This is a genomic window from Streptomyces sp. NPDC088707 (genome assembly GCF_044752725.1).
Taxonomy (GTDB): domain Bacteria; phylum Actinomycetota; class Actinomycetes; order Streptomycetales; family Streptomycetaceae; genus Streptomyces.
On the sequence record NZ_JBIVLV010000010.1, the window covers coordinates 331,106 to 351,244 of the forward strand.

Here is a 20,139-nt window from a genome sequence, read left to right on the forward strand (position 1 = left end):
CGCACGGCCCGCGCTACCCGACGAGGGCGTCGGCGTGCGCCCCACCCGACTCGGCGACGATCTCCGCGAGCGTCTGGGGCTTCCGTACGGTCGTGAAGGCGACCACCCGGTCGCCGCCTCCGTCGCCGTTCCCGCCCCCGTCTCCGCCGCCGTCCCCGCCGTCGTTCCCGCCCCCGTCGCCGTTCCCGGTCACCGTGAAGCCGTGGATGCCCGGCCGGGGCAGGCTGTTGTACGCGTAGTGGTGGGCGAAGTAGTACGCCCCGGTGTCCGGCACGGCGACCACGTCGCCCTGGTGCAGCAGCGGCAGGGCCCGGCCGGTGGCGAGCAGGTCCCCGGCGAAGCAGGCGGGGCCCGCCACGTCCTGGACGGTGACCTCCCCGGTGCGGGGGCGGCCCTCGGCGTCGTAGGCGAGGACGCGCAGCGGCCAGGCGTCGGGGGCGTAGACCGTCCGGGTGGCCAGCTGCACGCCCGCGTGGGTGACGGCGATGGGGCGGCCGCCGGACGTCTTCGTGTACTCCACCCGGGCGAGGACCGTGCCGTGCTTGGCGAGCAGCGAGCGGCCGAACTCGGTCACCAGGCCGTAGCGGCCGTCGAAGAGCCCGGGAACGGTGTCGGCGAGCAGCCGGGCGTACTCCGCGTACGTCGGCGTCTCCTCGTCGGAGTGGAAGTTGACCGGCAGGCCGCCCCCGATGTCGAGGGTGTCGATCTGCTGCCGGCCGGCCGCGCGGTTGATCTCCTCGGCGAGCGCGTACGCCTCCCCGACGCCTTCGGCCATCAGGGCGAGCGGGACGCCCTGGGAGCCGGTGTGGGTGTGCAGCCGGGTCAGCCAGGGACGCTCCAGACAGGCCTGGACGACGGCCTTGCGGGCGCCCTCGTCGCGGAGCGCCACGCCGAACTTGGAGGTGGCGGTCGCGGTCGAGAGCGCGCCGATGGAACCGGCGCCGACCTGCGGGTTCACCCGGATCCCGAGCGGCGAGGCGGTGGGCGCCGAGGCGACGAGCGCGTCGAGCCTGGCCAGCTCCTGGAGGTTGTCGGCGTTGACGGCGATGCCGAGCGCGAGGGCCTGGCGCAGCTCGGCGGGGGTCTTGGCGGGGGAGTCGAGCACCGTGTCGGCGGGCGGGACTCCGGCGGCGCGCGCGAGGGCCAGCTCGCCGGGGCTCGCGACCTCGACGCCCAGCCCGGCCTCGTGCAGGAGGCGGAGGACGGGGACGAGCGGGGCGGCCTTGACGGCGAAGGCGTGCAGCACGGGCGCGTCGGTGACGGCGGCGAACGCGCTGGTCAGGGCGGCGGCGGAGGCGCGGATGCCGGCGGTGTCGAGGAGGGCGACGACCGGTTCGGCGGAGGAGAGGAGTCCTTGGTCGACGGCGGCGCGGACGGCGAGGTCGCGGCGGGAGGAGGCCATGTGTCCATCCCATCACCGGGACGTGCGGCCCCGCAGCTGTTGACTACAACTATTCAAGGCGACAGGATGTGAATATCTGAACGACATTCGAGGAGGCACCGCCATGTCAGGACCCCGCCCCGTACGGGCCCCGCGCGGTACGGAACTGAGCGCCCTGGGATGGCAGCAGGAGGCCGCCCTCCGGATGCTCCAGAACAACCTCGACCCCGAGGTCGCCGAGCACCCCGACAAGCTCGTCGTCTACGGCGGCACCGGCAAGGCCGCCCGCGACTGGCGCTCCTTCGACGCCATGGTCCGCACGCTCCGGACGCTGAAGCAGGACGAGACGATGCTCGTCCAGTCCGGCCGCCCCGTCGGCGTCATGCAGACCCACGAGTGGGCCCCGCGCGTCCTCATCGCCAACTCCAACCTCGTCGGCGACTGGGCCAACTGGGAGGAGTTCCGGCGCCTGGAGCAGCTCGGCCTCACCATGTACGGCCAGATGACCGCCGGGTCCTGGATCTACATCGGCACCCAGGGCATCCTCCAGGGCACGTACGAGACCTTCGCCGCCGTCGCGGCCAAGAAGTTCAACGGCACCCTGGCCGGCACGATCACCCTCACCGCCGGCCTCGGCGGCATGGGCGGCGCCCAGCCCCTCGCCGTGACGATGAACGACGGCGTCGCCATCTGCGTCGACGTCGACCCGCGCGCCATCGAGCGCCGGATCGAGCACCGCTACCTGGACGTGAAGGCCGACAACCTCGCCCACGCCCTCCAGCTGGCCACCGAGGCCCGCGACGCCCGCCGTCCGCTCTCCATCGGCCTCCTCGGCAACGCCGCCGAGCTGCTCCCGCAGATGCTCGCCGAGGGCGCCCCGATCGACATCGTGACGGACCAGACCTCCGCCCACGACCCGCTGTCCTACCTGCCGGTCGGCGTCGCCTTCGACGACATGGCCGACGCCGCCGCGAAGGACCCGGCCGGGTTCACGGTGCGGGCCCGCGAGTCGATGGCCAGGCACGTCGAGGCCATGGTCGGCTTCATGGACGCGGGCGCCGAGGTCTTCGACTACGGCAACTCGATCCGCGGCGAGGCCCAGCTGGCCGGCTACGACCGCGCGTTCGCCTTCCCCGGCTTCGTCCCGGCCTACATCCGCCCGCTGTTCTGCGAGGGCAAGGGCCCGTTCCGCTGGGCGGCCCTGTCCGGCGAGGCCTCGGACATCCACAAGACCGACAAGGCGATCCTCGACCTCTTCCCGGAGAACGAGTCCCTGCACCGCTGGATCAAGATGGCCGGCGAGCGCGTCCACTTCCAGGGCCTGCCCGCCCGCATCTGCTGGCTCGGCCAGGGCGAGCGCGACAAGGCCGGCGACATGTTCAACGACATGGTCGGCGACGGCACCCTCGCCGCGCCCCTCGCGATCGGCCGCGACCACCTCGACTGCGGCTCGGTGGCCTCCCCGTACCGCGAGACCGAGGCCATGCTCGACGGCTCCGACGCCATCGCCGACTGGCCGCTCCTCAACGCCATGGTGAACGTCGCCTCCGGCGCGTCCTGGGTCTCCATCCACCACGGCGGCGGCGTCGGCATGGGCCGCTCCATCCACGCCGGCCAGGTCTCGGTGGCGGACGGCACGAAGCTCGCCGGCGAGAAGATCCGCCGCGTCCTGACGAACGACCCCGGCATGGGCGTCATCCGCCACGTCGACGCGGGCTACGACATCGCGGAGCGGGTCGCCGACGAGCGCGGCGTCCGCGTCCCGATGCGCGAGGGCGACGAGGCGTGAGCGCGAGCTTCGACGCCATGTGGCGGTCGCTGCGGCCCATCGGCCGCAGCGCCGCCTCCGGTGGCTACCGGCGCTACGCCTGGACCGAGGCCGACGCCGACTGCCGGCTCTGGTTCCGCATGCAGGCCGAGGCCCGCCGCATGGACGTCGAGACCGACCGCAACGGCAACCAGTGGGCCTGGCTCGGCGACCCCACCGCGGGGGACGCCGTCGTCACCGGCTCCCACCTGGACTCCGTTCCGGACGGCGGCGCCTTCGACGGCCCCCTGGGGGTCGTCTCCGCCTTCGCCGCCCTCGACGAACTCCGTTCGCGCGGCGTCTCGTTCAAGCGCCCGCTCGCCATCACCAACTTCGGCGACGAGGAGGGCGCCCGCTTCGGCCTCGCCTGCGTCGGCTCCCGCCTCACCGCCGGCCGGCTGACGAAGGAGCAGGCGTACGAACTCCGCGACGCCTCCGGGATCAGCCTCCCGCAGGCCATGGAGGCCGCAGGACACGACCCCTCGACCCTCGGGGCCGACCCCGAACGGCTCTCCCGCATCGGCGCGTTCGTCGAACTCCACGTCGAGCAGGGCCGCGCCCTCGACCTGTCCGGGGACTCCGTCGGCATCGCCTCCTCCATCTGGCCGCACGGCCGCTGGCGGTACGACTTCGCCGGCGAGGCCAACCACGCGGGCACCACCCGGCTGGTCGACCGCCGCGACCCGATGCTCACCTATGCGGAGACGGTGCTCGCCGCCCGCCGCGAGGCGGAGCTCGCGGGAGCCGTCGCCACCTTCGGCAAGATCGCGGTCGAGCCCAACGGCGTCAACGCCATCCCGTCCCTGGTCCGCGGCTGGCTCGACGCCCGCGCCGCCGACCAGGACGCGCTCGACACGGTCGTGGCCGGCGTCGAGACGGCGGCCCGCGACTACGCCCGGCGGCACGGCATCGACCTCACGGTCGTCCGGGAGTCCTTCACCCCGGTCGTGGACTTCTCGCACGCCCTGCGCGACGAGCTGTCCCGGATCCTGGGCGTGTCCGGGAAGGTCCCGGTCCTCGGCACCGGTGCCGGACACGACGCGGGAATCCTCTCGGAATCGATTCCGACCGCCATGCTGTTCGTACGGAACCCCACCGGCGTCTCGCACTCCCCGGCCGAGTTCGCGGCCGAGGACGACTGCGTGGCCGGGGTCCTCGCACTCGCCGACGTACTGGAGGAGCTGGCGTGCCGCTGACGACGTACTGGCTTGAGCACGCCTGGCTCGACACGAACGTCGAGCCGGGCGTGGCCCTCACCGTGTCCACCGGCGACGCCGCCGCCGGCTCCCCGGACGGCCGCGTCACCGCCGTCCGCACCGGGGTCGACACGCCGCCGCCCGGCGCCGTCGTGCTGCGCGGCCTGACGATCCCGGGCCTCGCGAACGCCCACTCGCACGCCTTCCACCGCGCCCTGCGCGGCACGGTCCAGGTCGGCTCCGGCACGTTCTGGACGTGGCGCGAGGTCATGTACAACGTCGCCCAACGCCTCACCCCCGACAGCTACTTCGCCCTCGCCCGCGCCGTGTACGCGGAGATGGCGCTGGCGGGCATCACGGCCGTCGGCGAGTTCCACTACCTCCACCACGCGCCCGGCGGCACCCCGTACGCCGACCCCAACGCCATGGGCGAGGCCCTGATCGCCGCCGCCGGCGAGGCGGGCATCCGCATCACCCTCCTCGACACGGCGTACCTCTCCGCCGGCTTCGGCGCCGCACCCGACCGGCACCAGCTCCGCTTCTCCGACGGCACGGCCGAGGCCTGGGCCGAGCGGGCGAGCGGCCTGAAGGAACGGGACGGCGTACGGATCGGGGCGGCGATCCACTCGGTCCGCGCGGTCCCGGCGGACCAGCTGTCCACGGTGGCCCGCTGGGCCCAGGACCGGCAGGCCCCGCTCCACGTCCACCTCTCGGAGCAGACCGCAGAGAACGACGCCTGCCGCGCGGCCCACGGCCGCACGCCCACCCAGCTCCTCGCCGACCACGGCGTGCTCGGCGCCCGGACCACAGGCGTCCACAACACCCACATGACCGATGCCGACATCGCCCTGATCGGCTCGACGTCCACCGGCACCTGCATGTGCCCCACGACGGAACGGGACCTGGCCGACGGCATCGGCCCGGCCGTCGCCCTCCAGCGGGCCGGCTCCCCGCTGTCCCTGGGCAGCGACAGCCACGCGGTGATCGACCTCCTGGAGGAGGCGCGCGCGATGGAGCTGGACGAACGCCTCCGCACCCGCACCCGCGGCCACTGGACGGCGGCGGCCCTCCTGCGCGCGGCCACGGCGGACGGCCACGCGGCCCTCGGCTGGACGGACGCCGGCACCCTGGAGGCCGGCGCGCTCGCCGACTTCACGACGATCGCGCTCGACTCGGTCAGGACAGCGGGACCGGTACCGCGTCTGGCAGCCGAGACGGCGGTATTCGCAGCGTCGGCAGCGGACGTACGGCACACGGTCGTGGGCGGACGTCACGTCGTACGGGACGGGGTCCACCAGACCGTGCAGGACGTGCCCCGTGCCCTCGCGGACTCGATCGCCGCACTGCGCGGCTGAAACGCCTGAAGGAGACACCTCCCACCATGAACACGGGCCCCGCGGCGACGAACAACCCGATGGCGAGCTCCGCCCCCACGAGCGCGAACAGCGCCGTGGCGCCGACCGCCACCGCCATCGTCAACATCGCCAGCCTCGTCACGAACGATCCCTCCCTCGGTGATGGCAGCGCCCTGGGCCTGATCCAGGACGCGGCCGTCGTCATCGACGGCGACCGCGTCGTCTGGGTCGGTGAATCCAGCAAAGCACCGGCCACTGACAACCGGGTCGACGCCGGTGGACGAGCGGTCGTCCCCGGCTTCGTGGACTCCCACTCGCACCTGGTCTTCGCGGGCGACCGCACCGCCGAGTTCAACGCCCGCATGTCCGGCCGGCCCTACGAGGCCGGCGGCATCCGCACCACGGTCGCGGCGACCCGCGCGGCCACCGACGCCGAGCTCTCGGCGAACGTCGCCCGCTACCTCCGCGAGGCACTCCGCCAGGGCACGACGACCTTCGAGACCAAGTCGGGCTACGGCCTCACGGTCGAGGACGAGGCCCGCGCGCTCCGCATCGCGGCCGAGCACACCGACGAGGTCACGTACCTCGGCGCGCACATCGTCTCCCCGGACTACGCCGACGACCCGGCCGCGTACGTGGACCTCGTGACGGGCGAGATGCTGGACGCGTGCGCCCCGTACGCCCGCTGGGTGGACGTCTTCTGCGAGAAGGGCGCCTTCGACGGCGACCAGGCGCGGGCGATCCTGACCGCCGGCAAGGCGAAGGGCCTGCACCCCCGGGTGCACGCGAACCAGCTCACGTACGGCCCCGGCGTCCAGCTCGCGGTGGAGCTGGACGCGGCGAGCGCGGACCACTGCACCCACCTGAGGGATGCCGACGTGGACGCGCTGGCGAGCGGGTCGACGGTCGCGACCCTCCTGCCGGGCGCGGAGTTCTCCACCCGCGCGCAGTGGCCGGACGCGCGCCGCCTCCTGGACGCGGGCGTGACGGTCGCGCTGTCCACGGACTGCAACCCGGGCTCGTCCTTCACGTCCTCGGTGCCCTTCTGCATCGCGCTCGCGGTACGGGACATGGGCATGACCCCGGACGAGGCGGTCTGGTCGGCCACGGCGGGCGGCGCGGCGGCCCTGCGCCGCACGGACGTCGGCCGGCTGACGCCCGGCGCGCGCGCGGACCTCACCTTCCTCGACGCCCCGTCCCACGTGCACCTCGCCTACCGCCCGGGCGTCCCGCTGGTGACGGAGGTCTGGCGGGCCGGGGCACGCGTGGTCTGAGCACACGGGTGCGGCGGTTGAGTAGCCGTACTCAGGTGCGGCCCCGACCGCCGCGACAGACTTCGGGCATGACTTCAGAGCGCTCAACCATCGGGAAGACCCAGCGAGTCGGCGGTGCGCTCGCGGCGGCGCTGTGCGCCCTGGCGCTCACGGCATGCGGCACGGAGGGGGCGGGGAGCGAGGCGGCGGCCGCGACGCCGACCGCCTCGCCGACGCCCACCGAGGCGAGGCCCGACCCCATGGACGACCCCGGCCTCACCGTCGAGGAGCAGAGGGCCGCGGTCGCGTTCATGAGACTCGTGACCGAGGTCGCCGCGCCCTGCGAGGGGAGCTCCAAGGGCCTTCCCGCCGAATCCCCGAGCATGCAACCGCCGCCCCGCCCCGGTGACTCGGTAACCCCCGCTCCCGTCGAGGACCTCCCCCCGCTCGGCGATACCTCCTGGGACTTCGATCGCGTGCGTCAGGAGGTCGAGTTGGGCGACACCGAGAAGTGTGCGGCGCTTCGTCACGGCAGCCGTATCGCGAAGGCCCTTGACGGGTCCGGCGACCCGACCGCGGCCCACGTCGAGAAGGCCCTCGCCGAGATCGGCTACGACCTCCCCTACCGTCTCCACGGCCCCGAGGAAGCCGGGGGAAGGGTCGAGTTCACCCTCGACCTCCGCGGTGGCGAGCTGTGCCTCGACGGCACCTACGACGGAACGCGCACGACCTTCGACCCGTACGGCGTCCACCCGGCGGTGTACTGCACGGACGTGAAGCGCCGCGGCTGAGCCCGGCAGGGGCGGGCTCAGCCCTTAGGCCCTGTCGGCCTAGGGCCGGTGGCTCAGGACGTTGATCACCCGGCCGTCCGGGTCGCGGGTGAAGAAGCGGCGCACACCCCAGGGCTCGTCGGTCAGGGGGTGGACGATCTCGGCGCCGGACGCCCGGACCGTCGCGTACGCCGCGTCCACGTCGTCGACCTCCACGCTCAGGTCCGGGGTGACCGGGGCGGTCAGGTCGTGCGTCATGAGGCTGATCTGGGCCGTGGGGGCCGACGGGGAGGCGAGGGTGGTGATCCAGCCGTGGTCCATGACCGCCTCGAACCCGAGCAGCGCGTAGAAGTCGCGGTTCTCCCCGGGGGAGGCGGTCCGGAGGTTGGGGACCGCACGGCGGATCGTCATCGGTGGCCTCCGACGGGCAGGCGCGGCTCGTAGGGCTCGTTCCGGGCTTCGAAGTCGTCGGGCGGGGCGAGGAACCGGGTGGCTTCCCCGTGCCCGCGGACGGCGGTCGTCAGTGCTCCCATGACCGCACCTTAGCCAGCCGGGCTCAGCGGAACTCGTGAACCAGCTCGATCTCGCCCACGATGTGCGCGTTGAACGCGTCGAGCTCCTCCGCCGGCACCCACAGCTCCAGGATCGTCCGCCCGCCGGCCTGCCGGACCGGGTACCTGCGCAGGAAGTCCGTGTCGACCTCGAAGCGCGTGACGAAGCCGGCGCCGTCGTGCTTGACGTTCCAGTCGCGCGCGATCATCACCGCGTACTCCTCGTCGAGGACGGGGTAGAAGATCGGCTGCTCCGGCAGCCGCGGTGGCCAGGCCCGCCACTCCAGCTCGCGCACGAGGTCGAGCTCGGTCGGGCCGGTGGGGCGCCACAGGGTCGTCGTCGGGCGGTGGGCGGCGGTCATGGGTTCACTCTCCGGGCGGGCGGGCGGGCGGCCGCGGGGGCGGTCTGCCGGACCTCGACGCTACCGACGGGGCCGGGCGGTGGGCCACCGGGTTTCGGCGCGGGCACGGGCCGGCGGACCGCCGCCCGGCAGGCCGCGTGAACGCGTCGCTCACGCCTCCCGGGACGCCGCCAGCTCCGTCACCAGGTCCGCCGCCGCGCCCAGCGCCGCCACCTCCCCCGCCGTCAGGCAGGGGTCCGCCGCGCGGCGCACCCGCGCCGTGCCGACGTGCGGCAGGACCGGGACCGCCGCGGCCGAGAGGAGCGCGGCCAGGCCCGCCCGGGCGCCCGGGGCGTAGGGGGCCGGTGAGACCGCCACCTCCGCGAGGAGCAGCGCCGACATCGCGTGGTCGAGGCCCGGCGGGTGCCCCTCCTCGGCCGTCTCCCAGTCGATGACGACGGGCCCCCGGTCGGTGGTCAGGAGGACGTTGCCGGGGTGCAGGTCCAGATGCGCCGGCGGCGGCCCCGGCAGCGCGTGCAGCCTCGCCAGGAGCTCCGCGATCAACGCGCCCGCCGGTTCCGGTTCGTACGTGCCGGCCAGCAGGGCGTCCAGGAGCGACGGCCCCGCGAGCCGCTCCATCACCAGATCGGGCCCCTCCGCGCGCAGCACCGCGGGCACCGGGTAGCCCTGGCGCGCCAGTCGCGTCATGACCTCGGCCTCCCGGGCCGTGTCACGGCCGTCGCGGTTGCGTCGCAGCACCCAGGCGTCGTCCCCCGGCAGCGCGTAGACGTCCGCGGCCCTTCCCCAGCCGATGATCTCCAACTCGTCGACCTCGCGGGCCCCTTGACCACCCAGGATCCCCGTCATGTCCCCTCCTTCACGGGTTGGTCACGGAAAGGCCCAGTATCCCTGCCACGGGTGCCCGCGGACCGGTACCGTCCTGTCCTGGTAGTGCTCAGGGGGTAGACCGGGGGGTCGGCAGGTGAGTGCTGTGAGCGTGCGCGTCGTGCGGCCGGGGGAGCTGGGCGAGCGCGAGACCGAGGCGTGGCGGGAGCTCCGCGCCAAGGCCGGAGGGCCCGCGAATCCCTTCATGGAACCGGAGTTCACCCGCGCGGTCGCCGAGGTCCGCCCGCGCTCGCGGGTCGCCGTCTGGTGGGAGGACGGCGAGCCGGTCGGCTTCTTCCCGTACGAGAAGGGCCTGCTCGGCGGGGGCCGGGCCATCGGCTTCGGGGTCTCCGACAGTCAGGGAGCCGTCCTGCGCTCCGGACTGCGGCCGGGGGCAAGGGCGTTGCTGCGCGCCTGTGGTCTCGCCGTCTGGCAGTTCGACAACCTGGAGGACGGGCAGCCGGTCTTCGAGGGCGCCGCCACCGAGTCCTTCGCCTCGCCCGTGATCGACGTCGGCGAGGGGTACGCGGCCTACGAGGCCCTGCTCCGCGTCCAGTCGCCCAAGTTCCTCAGGACCACGCTCGCCAAGGAGCGCAGGCTCGGCCGGCAGACGGACGGCGAGGTGCGCTTCGTCTTCGACGAGCGCGATCCGGCGGCCCTGCGCACCCTCATGGCGTGGAAGTCCGCGCAGTACCGCAGGACAGGCCGCGGCGACCGCTTCGCCCAGGAGTGGATCAGCGAGCTCGTCCGCCGCCTCCACACGCTCCGTACGCCCGGCTGCTCCGGTGTCCTGTCCGTGCTGTACGCGGGGGAGCGCCCGATCGCCGCGCATTTCGGGCTGCGGTCCCGGACCGTGCTGTCCTGCTGGTTCCCGGCGTACGACCCCGAGTTCGCGAAGTACTCGCCGGGGCTCGTCCTCCATCTGCGGATGGCCGAGGCCGCGGCCGCCGCCGGGATCGGGATGCTGGACCTGGGCCGTGGCGCCGCCGAGTACAAGGACGCGCTGAAGACGGGGGAGCTGACGGTGTACGAGGGTGCCGTCGTCCGGCCGGGTGTGCGGGGCGCGGTGCACTGGCTGCGCCGGGAGCCCCCGCTGCGCGTGCACCGCTTCGTCCGCACCCGGCCCGCCCTCGCGGCCCGCGGGCGCGCCGTTCTCAACGGTCTCGCCCGCCTGCGGGGCCATCGTTAGCCCCACCATCGCGCCGTCGGCCGCGTCTCTGACCGTGACCGGGTCGCTGGCGCGGTCCGCGACCGGGTCGGTGGCGCGGTCCGTGACCGGGTGCGCGGTCGCGCCCCCGAGCGCCCGGCGGACACCCGCCGTACGCGCCCCGCACGCCGCACGACCCCCGTCTGCCCCCTCAGCCCCGCCCGCGCCCGCCTCCGTACGTCTCTGGGGAGACCCCCGATGAGCAGCACCCCCGCCCTCCGGCCCCTCTCCGTCGCCGAACTCGACCTCGACGCACCCGACGGGAAGGTCCTGGCGCTCCGGCCCGCGCCCGGCGGGCCTGCCCTCGCGGGCGGTGACGTGTACGCGCTCGTACGGCTCCGGGGGCGGCCGGCCGCCACCGTCGTCGGGACCGTCGCCGAGGGCGAGGACCCCGCCGAGGTGCTCGCCGCGCTCGCCCGCGAGCGACTCGCGGAGGCCGGGCCCCGCGGCGACGCCGAGCGGCTCGCCGCCCGGTCGCGGTCCGTGCCTGCCGGGCCCCCGCCCCGTACCTCCGTCGTCGTCGCCACCCGCGAGCGCCCCGGGTCCCTCGCCCGCGCCCTCGACTCGCTGCTCGCCCAGGACCACCCCGACTTCGAGATCGTCGTCGTCGACAACGCGCCCCGCACCACGGACACCCGTGACCTGGTCACCCGGAGGCACACCGACCGCGTCCGGTACGTCCGCGAGGACACACCAGGGCTCGCCACCGCGCACAACACCGGCCTCGCCGCCGCCGAGGGCGCCGTCGTCGCCTTCACCGACGACGACGTGATCGCCGACCCGCACTGGCTGACCGCGCTCACCGAGCCGTTCGCCACCGATCCCGGTCTCGGCTGCGTCACCGGCCTGATCCTGCCCGCCCGGCTCGGCACTCCCGCGCAGGTCCTCCTCGAATCGCACGGCGGCTTCGCGAAGGGCTTCGCGCCCCGCCTGTACGACCCGGCAGAGCCGCCCGCCGACGAGCCGCTCTTCCCCTTCACCGCCGGCAGCTTCGGCTCCGGCGCCAACATGGCCTTCCGGGCTGCGGCCCTCCGACAGGCCGGAGGCTTCGACCCGGCGACCGGCACCGGGACCGCCGCTCGCGGCGGCGACGACCTGTACGCGTTCGTCGCCGTCCTCGCCGCCGGCTTCCGCCTCCGCTACACCTCCGAGGCCCTCGTCTGGCACCACCACCGTGACACCTGGCAGGACCTGCGGAACCAGGCGTACGGCTACGGCGCCGGCCTCACCGCCTACCTCACCGCGACCCTCGTCCGCAGCCCTCGCCTGCTGCCCGCCCTGCTCACCCGGCTGCCGCGCGGCCTCGCGTACGCCCGGACCATGACCGCCCGGCGGGGGGAGACCCCCGAGGGCGGCGTTCCCGGCGAGCACGGCACCCAGCACCACCCCTGGCCCGCCTCCCTCTCCCGACTGGAGCGGCGCGGCATGCTCTACGGCCCGATCGGATACGCCAAGGCCCGTGTCGCGACACGGCAGATGAGGAACCCCCGATGACCGGAGCCCCCCTCACCGCACGCATACCCGTGCTCCTCTACCACGCCGTGATGGACGATCCCCCGGACTGGATCGCCGAATTCACGGTGACACCGAAGGAGTTCGCCGCCCAGCTCGACGCGGTCGTCGCCAGCGGCCGTACCGCCGTCACCGTCGGCGCCCTCGCCGCGCACTTCGCCACCGGCGCCCCGCTGCCGCCCCGGCCCGTCGTCCTCACCTTCGACGACGGCTTCGCCGATCTGGTGGGACCGACCGCCGAGGCCCTCGCCACCCGCGGCCTGCCGTCCACCGCGTACCTCACCACGGGGGCCATCACCCGCGGCCGGCCCTGTCTGCTGCCGCCCGCGCCGATGATGACGCTCGCCCAGGCGCCGCTCCTGGAGCAGTACGGGATGGAGGTCGGCGCGCACACCGCCACCCATCCGCAGCTCGACACCCTCGCCCCGGCCGCGCTCCGGCGGGAACTGCGGGAGTCCAAAGCGGTGCTGGAGGACGTACTCGGGCACGAGGTCCGTCATCTCGCCTACCCGCACGGCTACAACAGCCCGGCTGTACGGCGGGCCGCCGCGGCCGCCGGGTACACCTCGGCCGTCGCCGTCCGGCACGCGCTCAGCTCAGGGACCGACGAGATCTACCGCATCGCCCGGCTGATCCTGCGCCGCGGTCACACCGTCGCCGACATCGAGCAGTGGATGGAGGGGCGCGGCGCGAAGGCCGCGCCGTACCCCGACTCGCTGCCCACGGTCGGCTGGCGGATGTACCGCAGGGCCCGCGCCCTGCTGAAGGGGCCCGAGTTCGCCGGTTGAGTGCCGGTGTGTCCCGAGATCGACAACTCCGGCGATCCGACCGGCAGTTGAAAGCACGAACAAAACCGAAGTACCTTCCTGTACTTCGTCGAAAAGGACAGTTCGTGGGGGGAGAGGCCGTGCAGCGTCAGGGGCCCGCACCGGTGACCGGGAGCGGTGTGCCACCGCGGCCCTCCGCCACGGACCGGAAGGCGGAGGACCACGAGGCGGGGGAACGGACGGCCGGGGACCCGGCGGCAGGGGCGCGGGAGTCGACGGAGCGGGCCGCCCCACGGGCCGGGTTCGCCACCGCCCTCCGTTCCCCCGACGCCCTCAACCTGGTCCCCCTCCTCGTCGCCGGCGCCCTCTGGCTCTGGGCACTGCCCGGCATCGACTTCCGGAGCATGGACGAGTTCGGTCTCCTCGACCGCTTCCCGCTCACCTTCTACGCCGCCCTCGTGGTCCTCACCTGCGGTTTCGTCATCACCCTGCGTCGCGCCGGCACCGCGCCCCTCTGGCCGGCCACCTACTGCGCGGCGATGCTCGTCGCCCTCAAGGCGCCTCCCGCGATCCTCTACGACACCGTCCGCTACGCCTGGGCGTCCAAGCACGACGCGATCATCAGCAGGCTGCTCGCCCAGGGCACCGTCCACCCCGGGACCGAGCTCTCCGGCGGCATGTCCGCCTACGACCAGTGGCCCGGCTTCTTCTCGCTGGACGCCGCCCTCGTCCGCGCCTTCGGGGTGGACGCCGCCGCGTCGTTCATCAACTGGGCGCCCGTCGCGCTCGGTCTGCTGACCGTTCCCGTCCTGATACTCGTCTACCGCACGTTCAGCGACGACTGGCGCCTCGTGTGGACCGGGGTGTGGGTCTTCCAGCTCGCGAACTGGGTGGGCCAGGACTACCTCTCCCCGCAGGGCTTCTCGTACCTGCTCTACCTCACCGTCTTCGCCGTCGTCGTCCGGCACTTCGTCCTGCCCGGCTCGGCGGGAACACTCCGCGACCGCGCCGTGCTCGACCCGGCCGCCGCGGCCGTGCCGCCGCCCACGACCACCCGTCAGCGGGCCGTCGCGGTCCTCTTCCTCGTCCCGGTCATCGCCACCATCAACGCCTCGCACCAGCTCACCCCGGTGATGCTGTGCGCGAGCCTCTTCGCCCTCTGCCTCACCCGGCGCTACCGCAACCTCGGGCTCCTCGCCGTCACCGGCCTGATCATGCTGGTCTGGAACCTGACCATGGGCCGGGAGCTGTTCCTCGACACGCTCGGCACCCTGCGCGAGAAGGCCGGCGACCTGCTCGGCAACTCGCGCCCCGGCTTCGCGGGCGACCCCACCGGGCCGGGCCCGGAACTCGTCGGCAGCGCCAACATCCTGATGGTGCTCGCGCTCGGCGGTCTCGCCGCCGCCGCCGTGCTCCTGCGCCGCAGGCTGGTCCGCAGCGCGCTGCCGCTGCTGCTCACCGCCGCCGCGCCGCTGCCGATGTTCGCCGTGAACGACTACGGCGGCGAGATGATCTTCCGGGTCTATCTCTTCGGTCTTCCCGGCGCCGCCTTCTTCGCGGCCGCCGCGCTCGTCCCCGCGGCCGGGGCCGCGAGCCGCGCCGCCACGATCGCCCGCCGCACGGCCACCGTCGCGCTGCCCCTCACCCTCGTCGCCATGCTCGCCGGCTTCCTGCCCTCGTACTACGGCAAGGAGGGCATGCACTACGCGCCGCCCGGCGAGACCGCGCTCACCCGCCGCGCCTTCGACCGGGCGCCCGAGGGGGCGCTGATCCTCGCCGCGACCGGCGCGTTCGCCGACTCGTACTACCGCTACGACCAGTACGAGCGCTGGTTCTTCACCGAGCAGGAGGTCGACGAGAACCTCCGCATGCTGAAGGACCCGGCCGGCTACCTCGCCGGCGGCATCCCCGCGGGCCGCCCGGCCTATGTGATCCTCACCCCCACCCAGGGCGAGGCCGTCATCGGCGAGGGCTACCTCCCGGAGGGCGGCTTCGCACGCCTCGGCACGGCGCTCAAGGCATCGCCGCTGTTCGCGGTCGTGGAGGAGAGCCGGTACGGGCTCGTCCTGCGCTACCGGCCCACCACCACCGGCTGAGCACGACCGCCCGCCACCGGCCGCACACCCCGCCGACGACCCGGCCGTCGGCCCGTCCGTACGAGGAGCAGGTACGCCATGGCCCACCCCCGCCTGACCCCGCGCGTCCAGCGCAGAGCCGCGCTCGCGGCCTCCGGATGGGTCGCCCTCGCGGCGACCGCGCTCCCCGGCGGCTCCCCGGCGCGCTGGATCCCCGTCCTCGCCTTCGTCGTCCTCGCACCCGGCCTGGCCCTGCTGCTCCCGCAGCCGCTCGGACTGCGCCCCGGCGCCCGCCTGGAGGCACTGGCGCTGGCCGCGCCGGTCAGCCTCTCGGTGGCCACCCTCGTCGCGACGACCCTGTTCCTGGCGAAGGCGTTCTCGCTGACCCTCTTCCTCGTCGTCCTCGCCCTCTTCGTCAGCGTCGTCGCGATCCTCCCCGGAGTCCCGCTGCCCGCCGCCACGCGCGGGGCCGTCGAGCGCGACGGCGCCCGGCCCGCCGGGACCCGCGGGCTCCCGTTCCGTGTGCCGCGGTCGCGCACCCGAGGGGCCGGTGGGGGCGGATGACCGGTCGGCGCGGCCGGGGCGGCCCCTGGACCAGGCTCGCGGTCGCGCTGGCCGCCGTCGGCGCGCTGACCGCCGGCATAGGAGTCTGGTCGGCCCTCGACGAGGGCGACGACCGCTGCGCCCCCGACGCCGCTCTCGTCGCCCCGTGCGGGGCCTGGTGGGGCGCGTACATCCCGTACGACGAGGACAGCTCGCTCACCCGGCCCGTGTACGCCTTCGAGAAGAAGATCGGCCGCAAGCTCGACCTCGTGTACACCTACCACGACATGTCGGGGAGCGAGGCGGACGGCCAGCTGCTCACCGCCGACGAGCGCGAACTCGGCCGCGAGCGACTCCTCATGCTGGCCTGGGAGTCCACCGTGTGGACCGAGAAGCACCACGCCGGCTGGACCGAGCGGCAGCTCGGCTGGAAGAACATCGCCTCGGGGCGGTACGACACCTCCGTCATCGACCCGCAGGCCCGGCGGATCAAGGAGTACGGCAAGCGGGTCTTCTTCTCCTTCGACCAGGAGGCGGACTTCCGCATCCCCGAGGGCGCCGGGACACCCGAGGAGTACGTCGCCGCCTACCGCCACCTCCACGACCGCTTCCGGAAGCTGGGCGTCACCAACGTGGTGTGGGTGTGGACCGTCTCCGGCTGGCTCGGCAACGCCGCGCAGATGAAGGCGCTCTACCCGGGCGACGACTACGTCGACTGGATCGGCATGGACCAGTACAACTACTACCTCTGCCACAAGTCGCCCGACTGGCTCGACTTCGACAGCAGCCAGCGCCCTGGCTACGACTGGCTCCGGAAGAACATCTCCGACGACAAGCCGATCATGCTCGCCGAGTTCTCCACCGCCCCCGACCCGGAGAGGCCCGAGCGGCAGCGCGACTGGTACACGGCGATCCCGAAGGTGGCGCCGACCCTGCCGGAGGCGAAGGCGTACGTGCACTGGAACCGGGCCGTTCCCGGGCCCGGCTGCGATCTGACCGTCGACTCCGGTCCCGGCCTGGAGGGTTACCGGATCGCCGGGCGGGACCCGTACTTCAAGCAGCTCCCACCGCGCCGCTGACGACTCTCAACGGCCCCCCGACGTCAGGCCCCGGAAGGCGCACACCGCCATCGTGCCGCCGGCCAGGCCCAGGAAGAGCGGGAGCGGAGCGGTGGCGAAGGCCTGCTGGCCCGCCCAGCCCGCCCACACCAGGACCCACACCGCGCCGGTCGTGACCCGCGCGCCCACTCCGACCACCCGCAGCAGCACGGCCGCCAGGAGCAGGCTCAGGGCCTGCAGCGCGATCGGGACGACCGCCCGCTCGACGCCCTCGCCCAGGAGCGTCGCCCCGGGACCCGCCGCGTCGGCCGGCCGCAGGCCGAGCAGCGGCGGGGCGGTGTGCAGGGCCAGGAACGTGGCGAGCAGCACCGCCGCGGCGAACGCGGGGCGGAAGAAGCGGAGTCCGACGGCGGCGCCCTGGAGGGCGACCAGGAGCAGCCCGGCGAGGAGGGTGACCGGGGGCAGCGCGGTGAGCAGTCCGGTGCCGGACAGCGTCGACACGTCCAGCTCGCCTGACCGGGCGAGCGGGAACCAGAAGAGACCGGCGGCCAGGCCGAGGGCCGGCCACAGCCAGGTCCCCCACCGGTCGGGCGTGTCCGGTGTCTCCGGCCGGGACGCCGGGGGCGGCAGGGGCCGGGCGAGCGGGCCCGCGGGCGCGTCGTCACGCTGCCGGGGCACGTACACGGGGATGCCGAAGGCCGGCGTCACCGACTCGTGCGCGCCGCGCAGATAGGCGCTCTCCCGCGCCCAGTTGGTGCCGTACCCGTCCTCCTCGCGCTCCTTCACCCGGGCCGCCGCCCGGGGGCGCTCGGCGGGTGTCCGGCCCTTCAAGGTGGCCCGCAGGCCCGGCACGCAGGCCACAGCCATCACGGTCATCGCGCCGAGGACGGCGATCCCGGCCCCGCTGATGCCGTACGGGCCGAGCAGCACGGACGCGCTGCCGAGCACGAGGACGCACATGGCGCCCTGGAGGACGGCGAGCATGCCCGTACGGCCCTGGACCCGCAGCACGCCGATGTAGAGCTCCACGGCGACCCGGGGCAGCGCGGCGGCGGCGAGGAGCCGCAGCACGGTGGAGCCGTTGTCCTGGTAGCCCTGGCCGAAGGGGGCCAGGATCAGCGGCGCGAAGACGACGAGAACGAGGACGACGGGGACGAGCAGCAGCACCATGCGGCGCAGCGCGCCCCGCACTCCCTCGGCGAGGGACTCGGGGCTGTGCGAGGCGTGCGCGGTGAGCGAGGAGGCCATGTTGATGGCCATGAACTCCATGGTGCCGCCGACGGTGTACGCCGTGTAGAAGAAGGCGTTGTGGGCGGCGTCGAAGCGGACGGCGACCATCACCGGCAGCAGGCTGATCATGATGAGGCTGAAGAACGCGCCGACGGAGTCCCCGGCGACGAACCGGCCGATCTCCCGCATGCCCGGCGGCTCGCGGTCCCGGTCGGCGCGGGCCTGCTGGGGGATGAGCCGGCGGAACACCAGCCAGCCCAACGGCAGGACGGAGAGCACGATCGCCGCCGCCCAGGAGACGAAGACGCCGAGGATCGGCACGGCGGTCGCGAGGAGCACGAGCAGGACGAGCTTGCCGAGCGAGAAGACGGCGTTGCCGACGGGCACCCAGAACGCCCGTCTCAGCCCGGTGAGCACCCCGTCCTGGAGGGTGAGCAGGGCCCAGCCGACCGCCGACGCGGTGAAGAAGATCCCGGCGGAGACGGTGCCGAGCGGGGCGTACGAGGGCCCCCACAGGTCGAGGGTGAGCAGGAAGATCCCGCAGGCCACGGTGACGACGACCGTGCTGAACAGATAGAGGCGCACGACCAGCGGGCCGGTGGCGCGGCCGGCCCGTGGCACGTACCGGACGACCGCGCCGGACAGGGTGGTCGCCGTGATCGAGGCGAGCATCCGCTGCGCGGCGATGGCGGCGGAGCCCTGGCCGACGGCCTCCTCCGAGTAGTAGCGGGCGGCGATCAGCCAGAAGCCGAGCCCGAGGGCCGCCGAGACGCCGGTGGAGAGCATCAGGGCGTAGGCGTTGCGGAACATGGAGTTGTCGGCGGATCCGGAGCTCTGGCTGTGCTCCGCCGGCGTCTCGGCCGGCGCGGGTCCACGGCTCGCCGTGTCGGCCGCGTCGTCCCGGTCGGACCCCCGCAGCCGTACCGTCTCCGTCACCGTGACCCGCCGGGGACCATCGACGGGCGCGCCGGGCGGATCCCGGCCGCGCGCAGTACCGCGAGTGCCTCGGCCGCGCGGCGCGGGTCCACCGGCAGGGCGTGCCGGGCGAACCAGGCACCCGGTTCCGGCGCGGGGGAGGGGTCCGTGAAGGCCTCTCCCGCGTAGCTGTCGAGCGGCGGGTCGTAGAGGTAGCCGGTGGTGATGCGGCGCCGGGCGAGGGCGGCGACGGCCGCGTCGCGGTCGTCGACGAGCAGCGGCACCCGGTAGAGCGGCTGCGGCGGCGTGCCGGCCGGGGGCTCCTCGGCCGCGCCGCCCGGGAACGCCTCCGCCGCGCCGTACTCGCCGGCCAGGAGCAGGGCGGTGCCCGCCCGGTGGGCGTCGAGGACGTCGTCGAGCCGGGCGAACCTGCGGGTGGTGCGGCGGAGCCGGCCGGCTCCGGGCCGCAGCCGGTAGTCGTGCATGTCGACCCGGACCCAGGAGTGGAAGGGTTCGAGCGCGGGCGCCGCCGTGAGGGCCCGGGTCAGCTCCTCGGCGCGGAGCGGCATCCGGATCTCCTCCCGTTCGTCGAGGCCGAGCCGCCGGACGGCCGCCCGCGCGGCCCCGACCAGGCGCAGTCCGCGCAGGGTGGACTCGGCGTACGGCCGTACGAGGTGGGCGAGTTCGGCGGTGATGCGGGTCGGGCGCAGCAGCGCGTCGCGGGCGGCGGCGAGCTCCTCGCGCAGTGCCGGGTCGGCGAGCGTCAGGAAGCCGCCGGTCTTGGCGCCGGTGTGCTTCGAGAGGCTGAAGACGGACGCCTCGCCGTACGTGCCGACCGGGCGCCCGCCGACGGTGGAGCCGATCGCGTGGGCCGCGTCCTCGATCAGCGGGATGCCGAGCCGGTCGCAGTGGCCCCGCAGCTCGGGAGCCGGGTCGGGGTTCCCGTACAGATTGGTGGTGAGGACGGCGGAGAGGCCCCGCCAGACGGACTCGGGCACGGCGGCCGTGTCGATCGAGCCGTCCCGGGGGTCGAGCGGCGCCTGGACGGGGCGGAGCCCTGCCGCCAGGACGACGAAGAAGATGACGTCGTCGTTGACCGGCGACATCAGCACCCTGCCGCCGGGCCGGCACCAGTGCCGCAGAGCGAGGTAGAGCCCGAAGCGGCACGACGGCACGTAGAGGCACTCCCTGCCCCCGAGCCGGCCGCGCATGCGTTCTTCCAGTTCCGCGTACGCAGAAAGCATGTGAATCCCCCCTGAACCCCCGGGCTCAATGTGGCCCATTCCGGACGCC

Annotated in this window: 18 protein-coding genes; 11 read left to right on the forward strand and 7 right to left on the reverse strand. The window is 74.1% G+C overall.

The window, feature by feature from the left end; genetic code table 11:
* Positions 1–13: 13 nt before the first annotated feature.
* Complete coding sequence (locus tag ACIP84_RS28930) at positions 14–1,402, reverse strand: diaminopimelate decarboxylase (RefSeq protein ID WP_401801628.1); 1,389 nt, start codon at positions 1,400–1,402, stop codon at positions 14–16.
* A 103-nt stretch (positions 1,403–1,505) separates the two neighbouring features.
* On the opposite strand from ACIP84_RS28930, the gene hutU reads away from it, so the two are divergent.
* The 5 genes from hutU to ACIP84_RS28955 all read left to right on the forward strand — a co-directional run bounded on the left by hutU (position 1,506) and on the right by ACIP84_RS28955 (position 7,783).
* Positions 1,506–3,170 carry a urocanate hydratase gene (hutU, locus tag ACIP84_RS28935; protein WP_401801630.1) on the forward strand — a complete coding sequence of 555 codons (1,665 nt, stop codon included), beginning with the start codon at positions 1,506–1,508 and terminating at the stop codon, positions 3,168–3,170.
* A 17-nt stretch (positions 3,171–3,187) separates the two neighbouring features.
* Positions 3,188–4,384 carry an allantoate amidohydrolase gene (locus ACIP84_RS28940; protein WP_401801708.1) on the forward strand — a complete coding sequence of 399 codons (1,197 nt, stop codon included), beginning with the start codon at positions 3,188–3,190 and terminating at the stop codon, positions 4,382–4,384.
* Complete coding sequence (locus ACIP84_RS28945; RefSeq protein WP_401801632.1) at positions 4,375–5,739, forward strand: formimidoylglutamate deiminase; 1,365 nt, start codon at positions 4,375–4,377, stop codon at positions 5,737–5,739. Before ACIP84_RS28940 ends, ACIP84_RS28945 begins: the two co-directional genes overlap by 10 nt.
* Positions 5,740–5,798: 59 nt before the next feature.
* The gene (hutI, locus tag ACIP84_RS28950; RefSeq protein ID WP_401801711.1) at positions 5,799–7,013 is read left to right on the forward strand and encodes an imidazolonepropionase; all 1,215 of its coding nucleotides are present in this window, start codon (positions 5,799–5,801) and stop codon (positions 7,011–7,013) included.
* A gap of 68 nt (positions 7,014–7,081) precedes the next feature.
* Positions 7,082–7,783 (forward strand): hypothetical protein, encoded by a 702-nt coding sequence (locus tag ACIP84_RS28955; protein ID WP_401801635.1) that lies wholly within the window; start codon positions 7,082–7,084, stop codon positions 7,781–7,783.
* A gap of 39 nt (positions 7,784–7,822) precedes the next feature.
* On the opposite strand, the gene ACIP84_RS28960 is transcribed toward ACIP84_RS28955, so the two are convergent.
* From ACIP84_RS28960 to ACIP84_RS28975, 4 genes are all read right to left on the reverse strand, one after another.
* Positions 7,823–8,173 (reverse strand): VOC family protein, encoded by a 351-nt coding sequence (locus ACIP84_RS28960; protein ID WP_355965748.1) that lies wholly within the window; start codon positions 8,171–8,173, stop codon positions 7,823–7,825.
* Positions 8,170–8,295, reverse strand: a complete 126-nt coding sequence (locus tag ACIP84_RS28965) for a hypothetical protein (protein ID WP_401801638.1) — start codon at positions 8,293–8,295, stop codon at positions 8,170–8,172. The genes ACIP84_RS28960 and ACIP84_RS28965 overlap by 4 nt, the downstream gene beginning before the upstream one ends.
* Positions 8,296–8,318: 23 nt before the next feature.
* Positions 8,319–8,675, reverse strand: coding sequence for a hypothetical protein (locus ACIP84_RS28970; protein WP_355965750.1), 357 nt, complete (start codon positions 8,673–8,675; stop codon positions 8,319–8,321).
* A 150-nt stretch (positions 8,676–8,825) separates the two neighbouring features.
* Complete coding sequence (locus tag ACIP84_RS28975; RefSeq protein WP_401801641.1) at positions 8,826–9,521, reverse strand: phosphotransferase; 696 nt, start codon at positions 9,519–9,521, stop codon at positions 8,826–8,828.
* A gap of 124 nt (positions 9,522–9,645) precedes the next feature.
* On the opposite strand from ACIP84_RS28975, the gene ACIP84_RS28980 reads away from it, so the two are divergent.
* The 6 genes from ACIP84_RS28980 (at position 9,646) to ACIP84_RS29005 (ending at position 16,722) form a co-directional block, all read left to right on the forward strand.
* A complete protein-coding gene (locus tag ACIP84_RS28980) occupies positions 9,646–10,728 on the forward strand; it encodes a GNAT family N-acetyltransferase (RefSeq protein WP_355965754.1) in 1,083 nt (360 codons plus the stop codon).
* Positions 10,729–10,944: 216 nt separating this feature from the next.
* Positions 10,945–12,240, forward strand: coding sequence for a glycosyltransferase (locus tag ACIP84_RS28985; RefSeq protein WP_401801644.1), 1,296 nt, complete (start codon positions 10,945–10,947; stop codon positions 12,238–12,240).
* Complete coding sequence (locus ACIP84_RS28990) at positions 12,237–13,046, forward strand: polysaccharide deacetylase family protein (RefSeq protein ID WP_401801647.1); 810 nt, start codon at positions 12,237–12,239, stop codon at positions 13,044–13,046. The genes ACIP84_RS28985 and ACIP84_RS28990 overlap by 4 nt, the downstream gene beginning before the upstream one ends.
* Before the next feature lie 119 nt (positions 13,047–13,165).
* Positions 13,166–15,121, forward strand: a complete 1,956-nt coding sequence (locus ACIP84_RS28995) for a hypothetical protein (RefSeq protein WP_401801649.1) — start codon at positions 13,166–13,168, stop codon at positions 15,119–15,121.
* A 78-nt stretch (positions 15,122–15,199) separates the two neighbouring features.
* Positions 15,200–15,664: a hypothetical protein gene (locus tag ACIP84_RS29000; protein ID WP_401801651.1), complete on the forward strand. Its 465-nt coding sequence runs from the start codon at positions 15,200–15,202 to the stop codon at positions 15,662–15,664.
* A complete protein-coding gene (locus ACIP84_RS29005; protein WP_401801654.1) occupies positions 15,661–16,722 on the forward strand; it encodes a glycosyl hydrolase in 1,062 nt (353 codons plus the stop codon). Before ACIP84_RS29000 ends, ACIP84_RS29005 begins: the two co-directional genes overlap by 4 nt.
* 6 nt (positions 16,723–16,728) lie before the next feature.
* Here ACIP84_RS29005 and ACIP84_RS29010 read toward each other — a convergent pair whose 3' ends face one another.
* Both ACIP84_RS29010 and ACIP84_RS29015 read right to left on the reverse strand, forming a co-directional pair.
* The gene (locus ACIP84_RS29010; protein ID WP_401801656.1) at positions 16,729–18,867 is read right to left on the reverse strand and encodes a lipopolysaccharide biosynthesis protein; all 2,139 of its coding nucleotides are present in this window, start codon (positions 18,865–18,867) and stop codon (positions 16,729–16,731) included.
* Positions 18,864–20,090 carry a DegT/DnrJ/EryC1/StrS family aminotransferase gene (locus ACIP84_RS29015; protein WP_401801659.1) on the reverse strand — a complete coding sequence of 409 codons (1,227 nt, stop codon included), beginning with the start codon at positions 20,088–20,090 and terminating at the stop codon, positions 18,864–18,866. Before ACIP84_RS29015 ends, ACIP84_RS29010 begins: the two co-directional genes overlap by 4 nt.
* Between the last annotated feature and the right edge of the window lie 49 nt (positions 20,091–20,139).

Bases quoted from the DNA above. Each gene is read 5' to 3' on its own strand.
- ACIP84_RS28930 (WP_401801628.1), bottom strand. From the start codon at position 1,402: ATGGCCTCCTCCCGCCGCGACCTCGCCGTCCGCGCCGCCGTCGACCAA.
- hutU (WP_401801630.1), top strand. From the start codon at position 1,506: ATGTCAGGACCCCGCCCCGTACGGGCCCCGCGCGGTACGGAACTGAGC.
- ACIP84_RS28940 (WP_401801708.1), top strand. From the start codon at position 3,188: ATGTGGCGGTCGCTGCGGCCCATCGGCCGCAGCGCCGCCTCCGGTGGC.
- hutI (WP_401801711.1), top strand. From the start codon at position 5,799: ATGGCGAGCTCCGCCCCCACGAGCGCGAACAGCGCCGTGGCGCCGACC.
- ACIP84_RS28955 (WP_401801635.1), top strand. From the start codon at position 7,082: ATGACTTCAGAGCGCTCAACCATCGGGAAGACCCAGCGAGTCGGCGGT.
- ACIP84_RS28960 (WP_355965748.1), bottom strand. From the start codon at position 8,173: ATGACGATCCGCCGTGCGGTCCCCAACCTCCGGACCGCCTCCCCCGGG.
- ACIP84_RS28965 (WP_401801638.1), bottom strand. From the start codon at position 8,295: ATGGGAGCACTGACGACCGCCGTCCGCGGGCACGGGGAAGCCACCCGG.
- ACIP84_RS28970 (WP_355965750.1), bottom strand. From the start codon at position 8,675: ATGACCGCCGCCCACCGCCCGACGACGACCCTGTGGCGCCCCACCGGC.
- ACIP84_RS28975 (WP_401801641.1), bottom strand. From the start codon at position 9,521: ATGACGGGGATCCTGGGTGGTCAAGGGGCCCGCGAGGTCGACGAGTTG.
- ACIP84_RS28985 (WP_401801644.1), top strand. From the start codon at position 10,945: ATGAGCAGCACCCCCGCCCTCCGGCCCCTCTCCGTCGCCGAACTCGAC.
- ACIP84_RS28990 (WP_401801647.1), top strand. From the start codon at position 12,237: ATGACCGGAGCCCCCCTCACCGCACGCATACCCGTGCTCCTCTACCAC.
- ACIP84_RS29000 (WP_401801651.1), top strand. From the start codon at position 15,200: ATGGCCCACCCCCGCCTGACCCCGCGCGTCCAGCGCAGAGCCGCGCTC.
- ACIP84_RS29005 (WP_401801654.1), top strand. From the start codon at position 15,661: ATGACCGGTCGGCGCGGCCGGGGCGGCCCCTGGACCAGGCTCGCGGTC.
- ACIP84_RS29015 (WP_401801659.1), bottom strand. From the start codon at position 20,090: ATGCTTTCTGCGTACGCGGAACTGGAAGAACGCATGCGCGGCCGGCTC.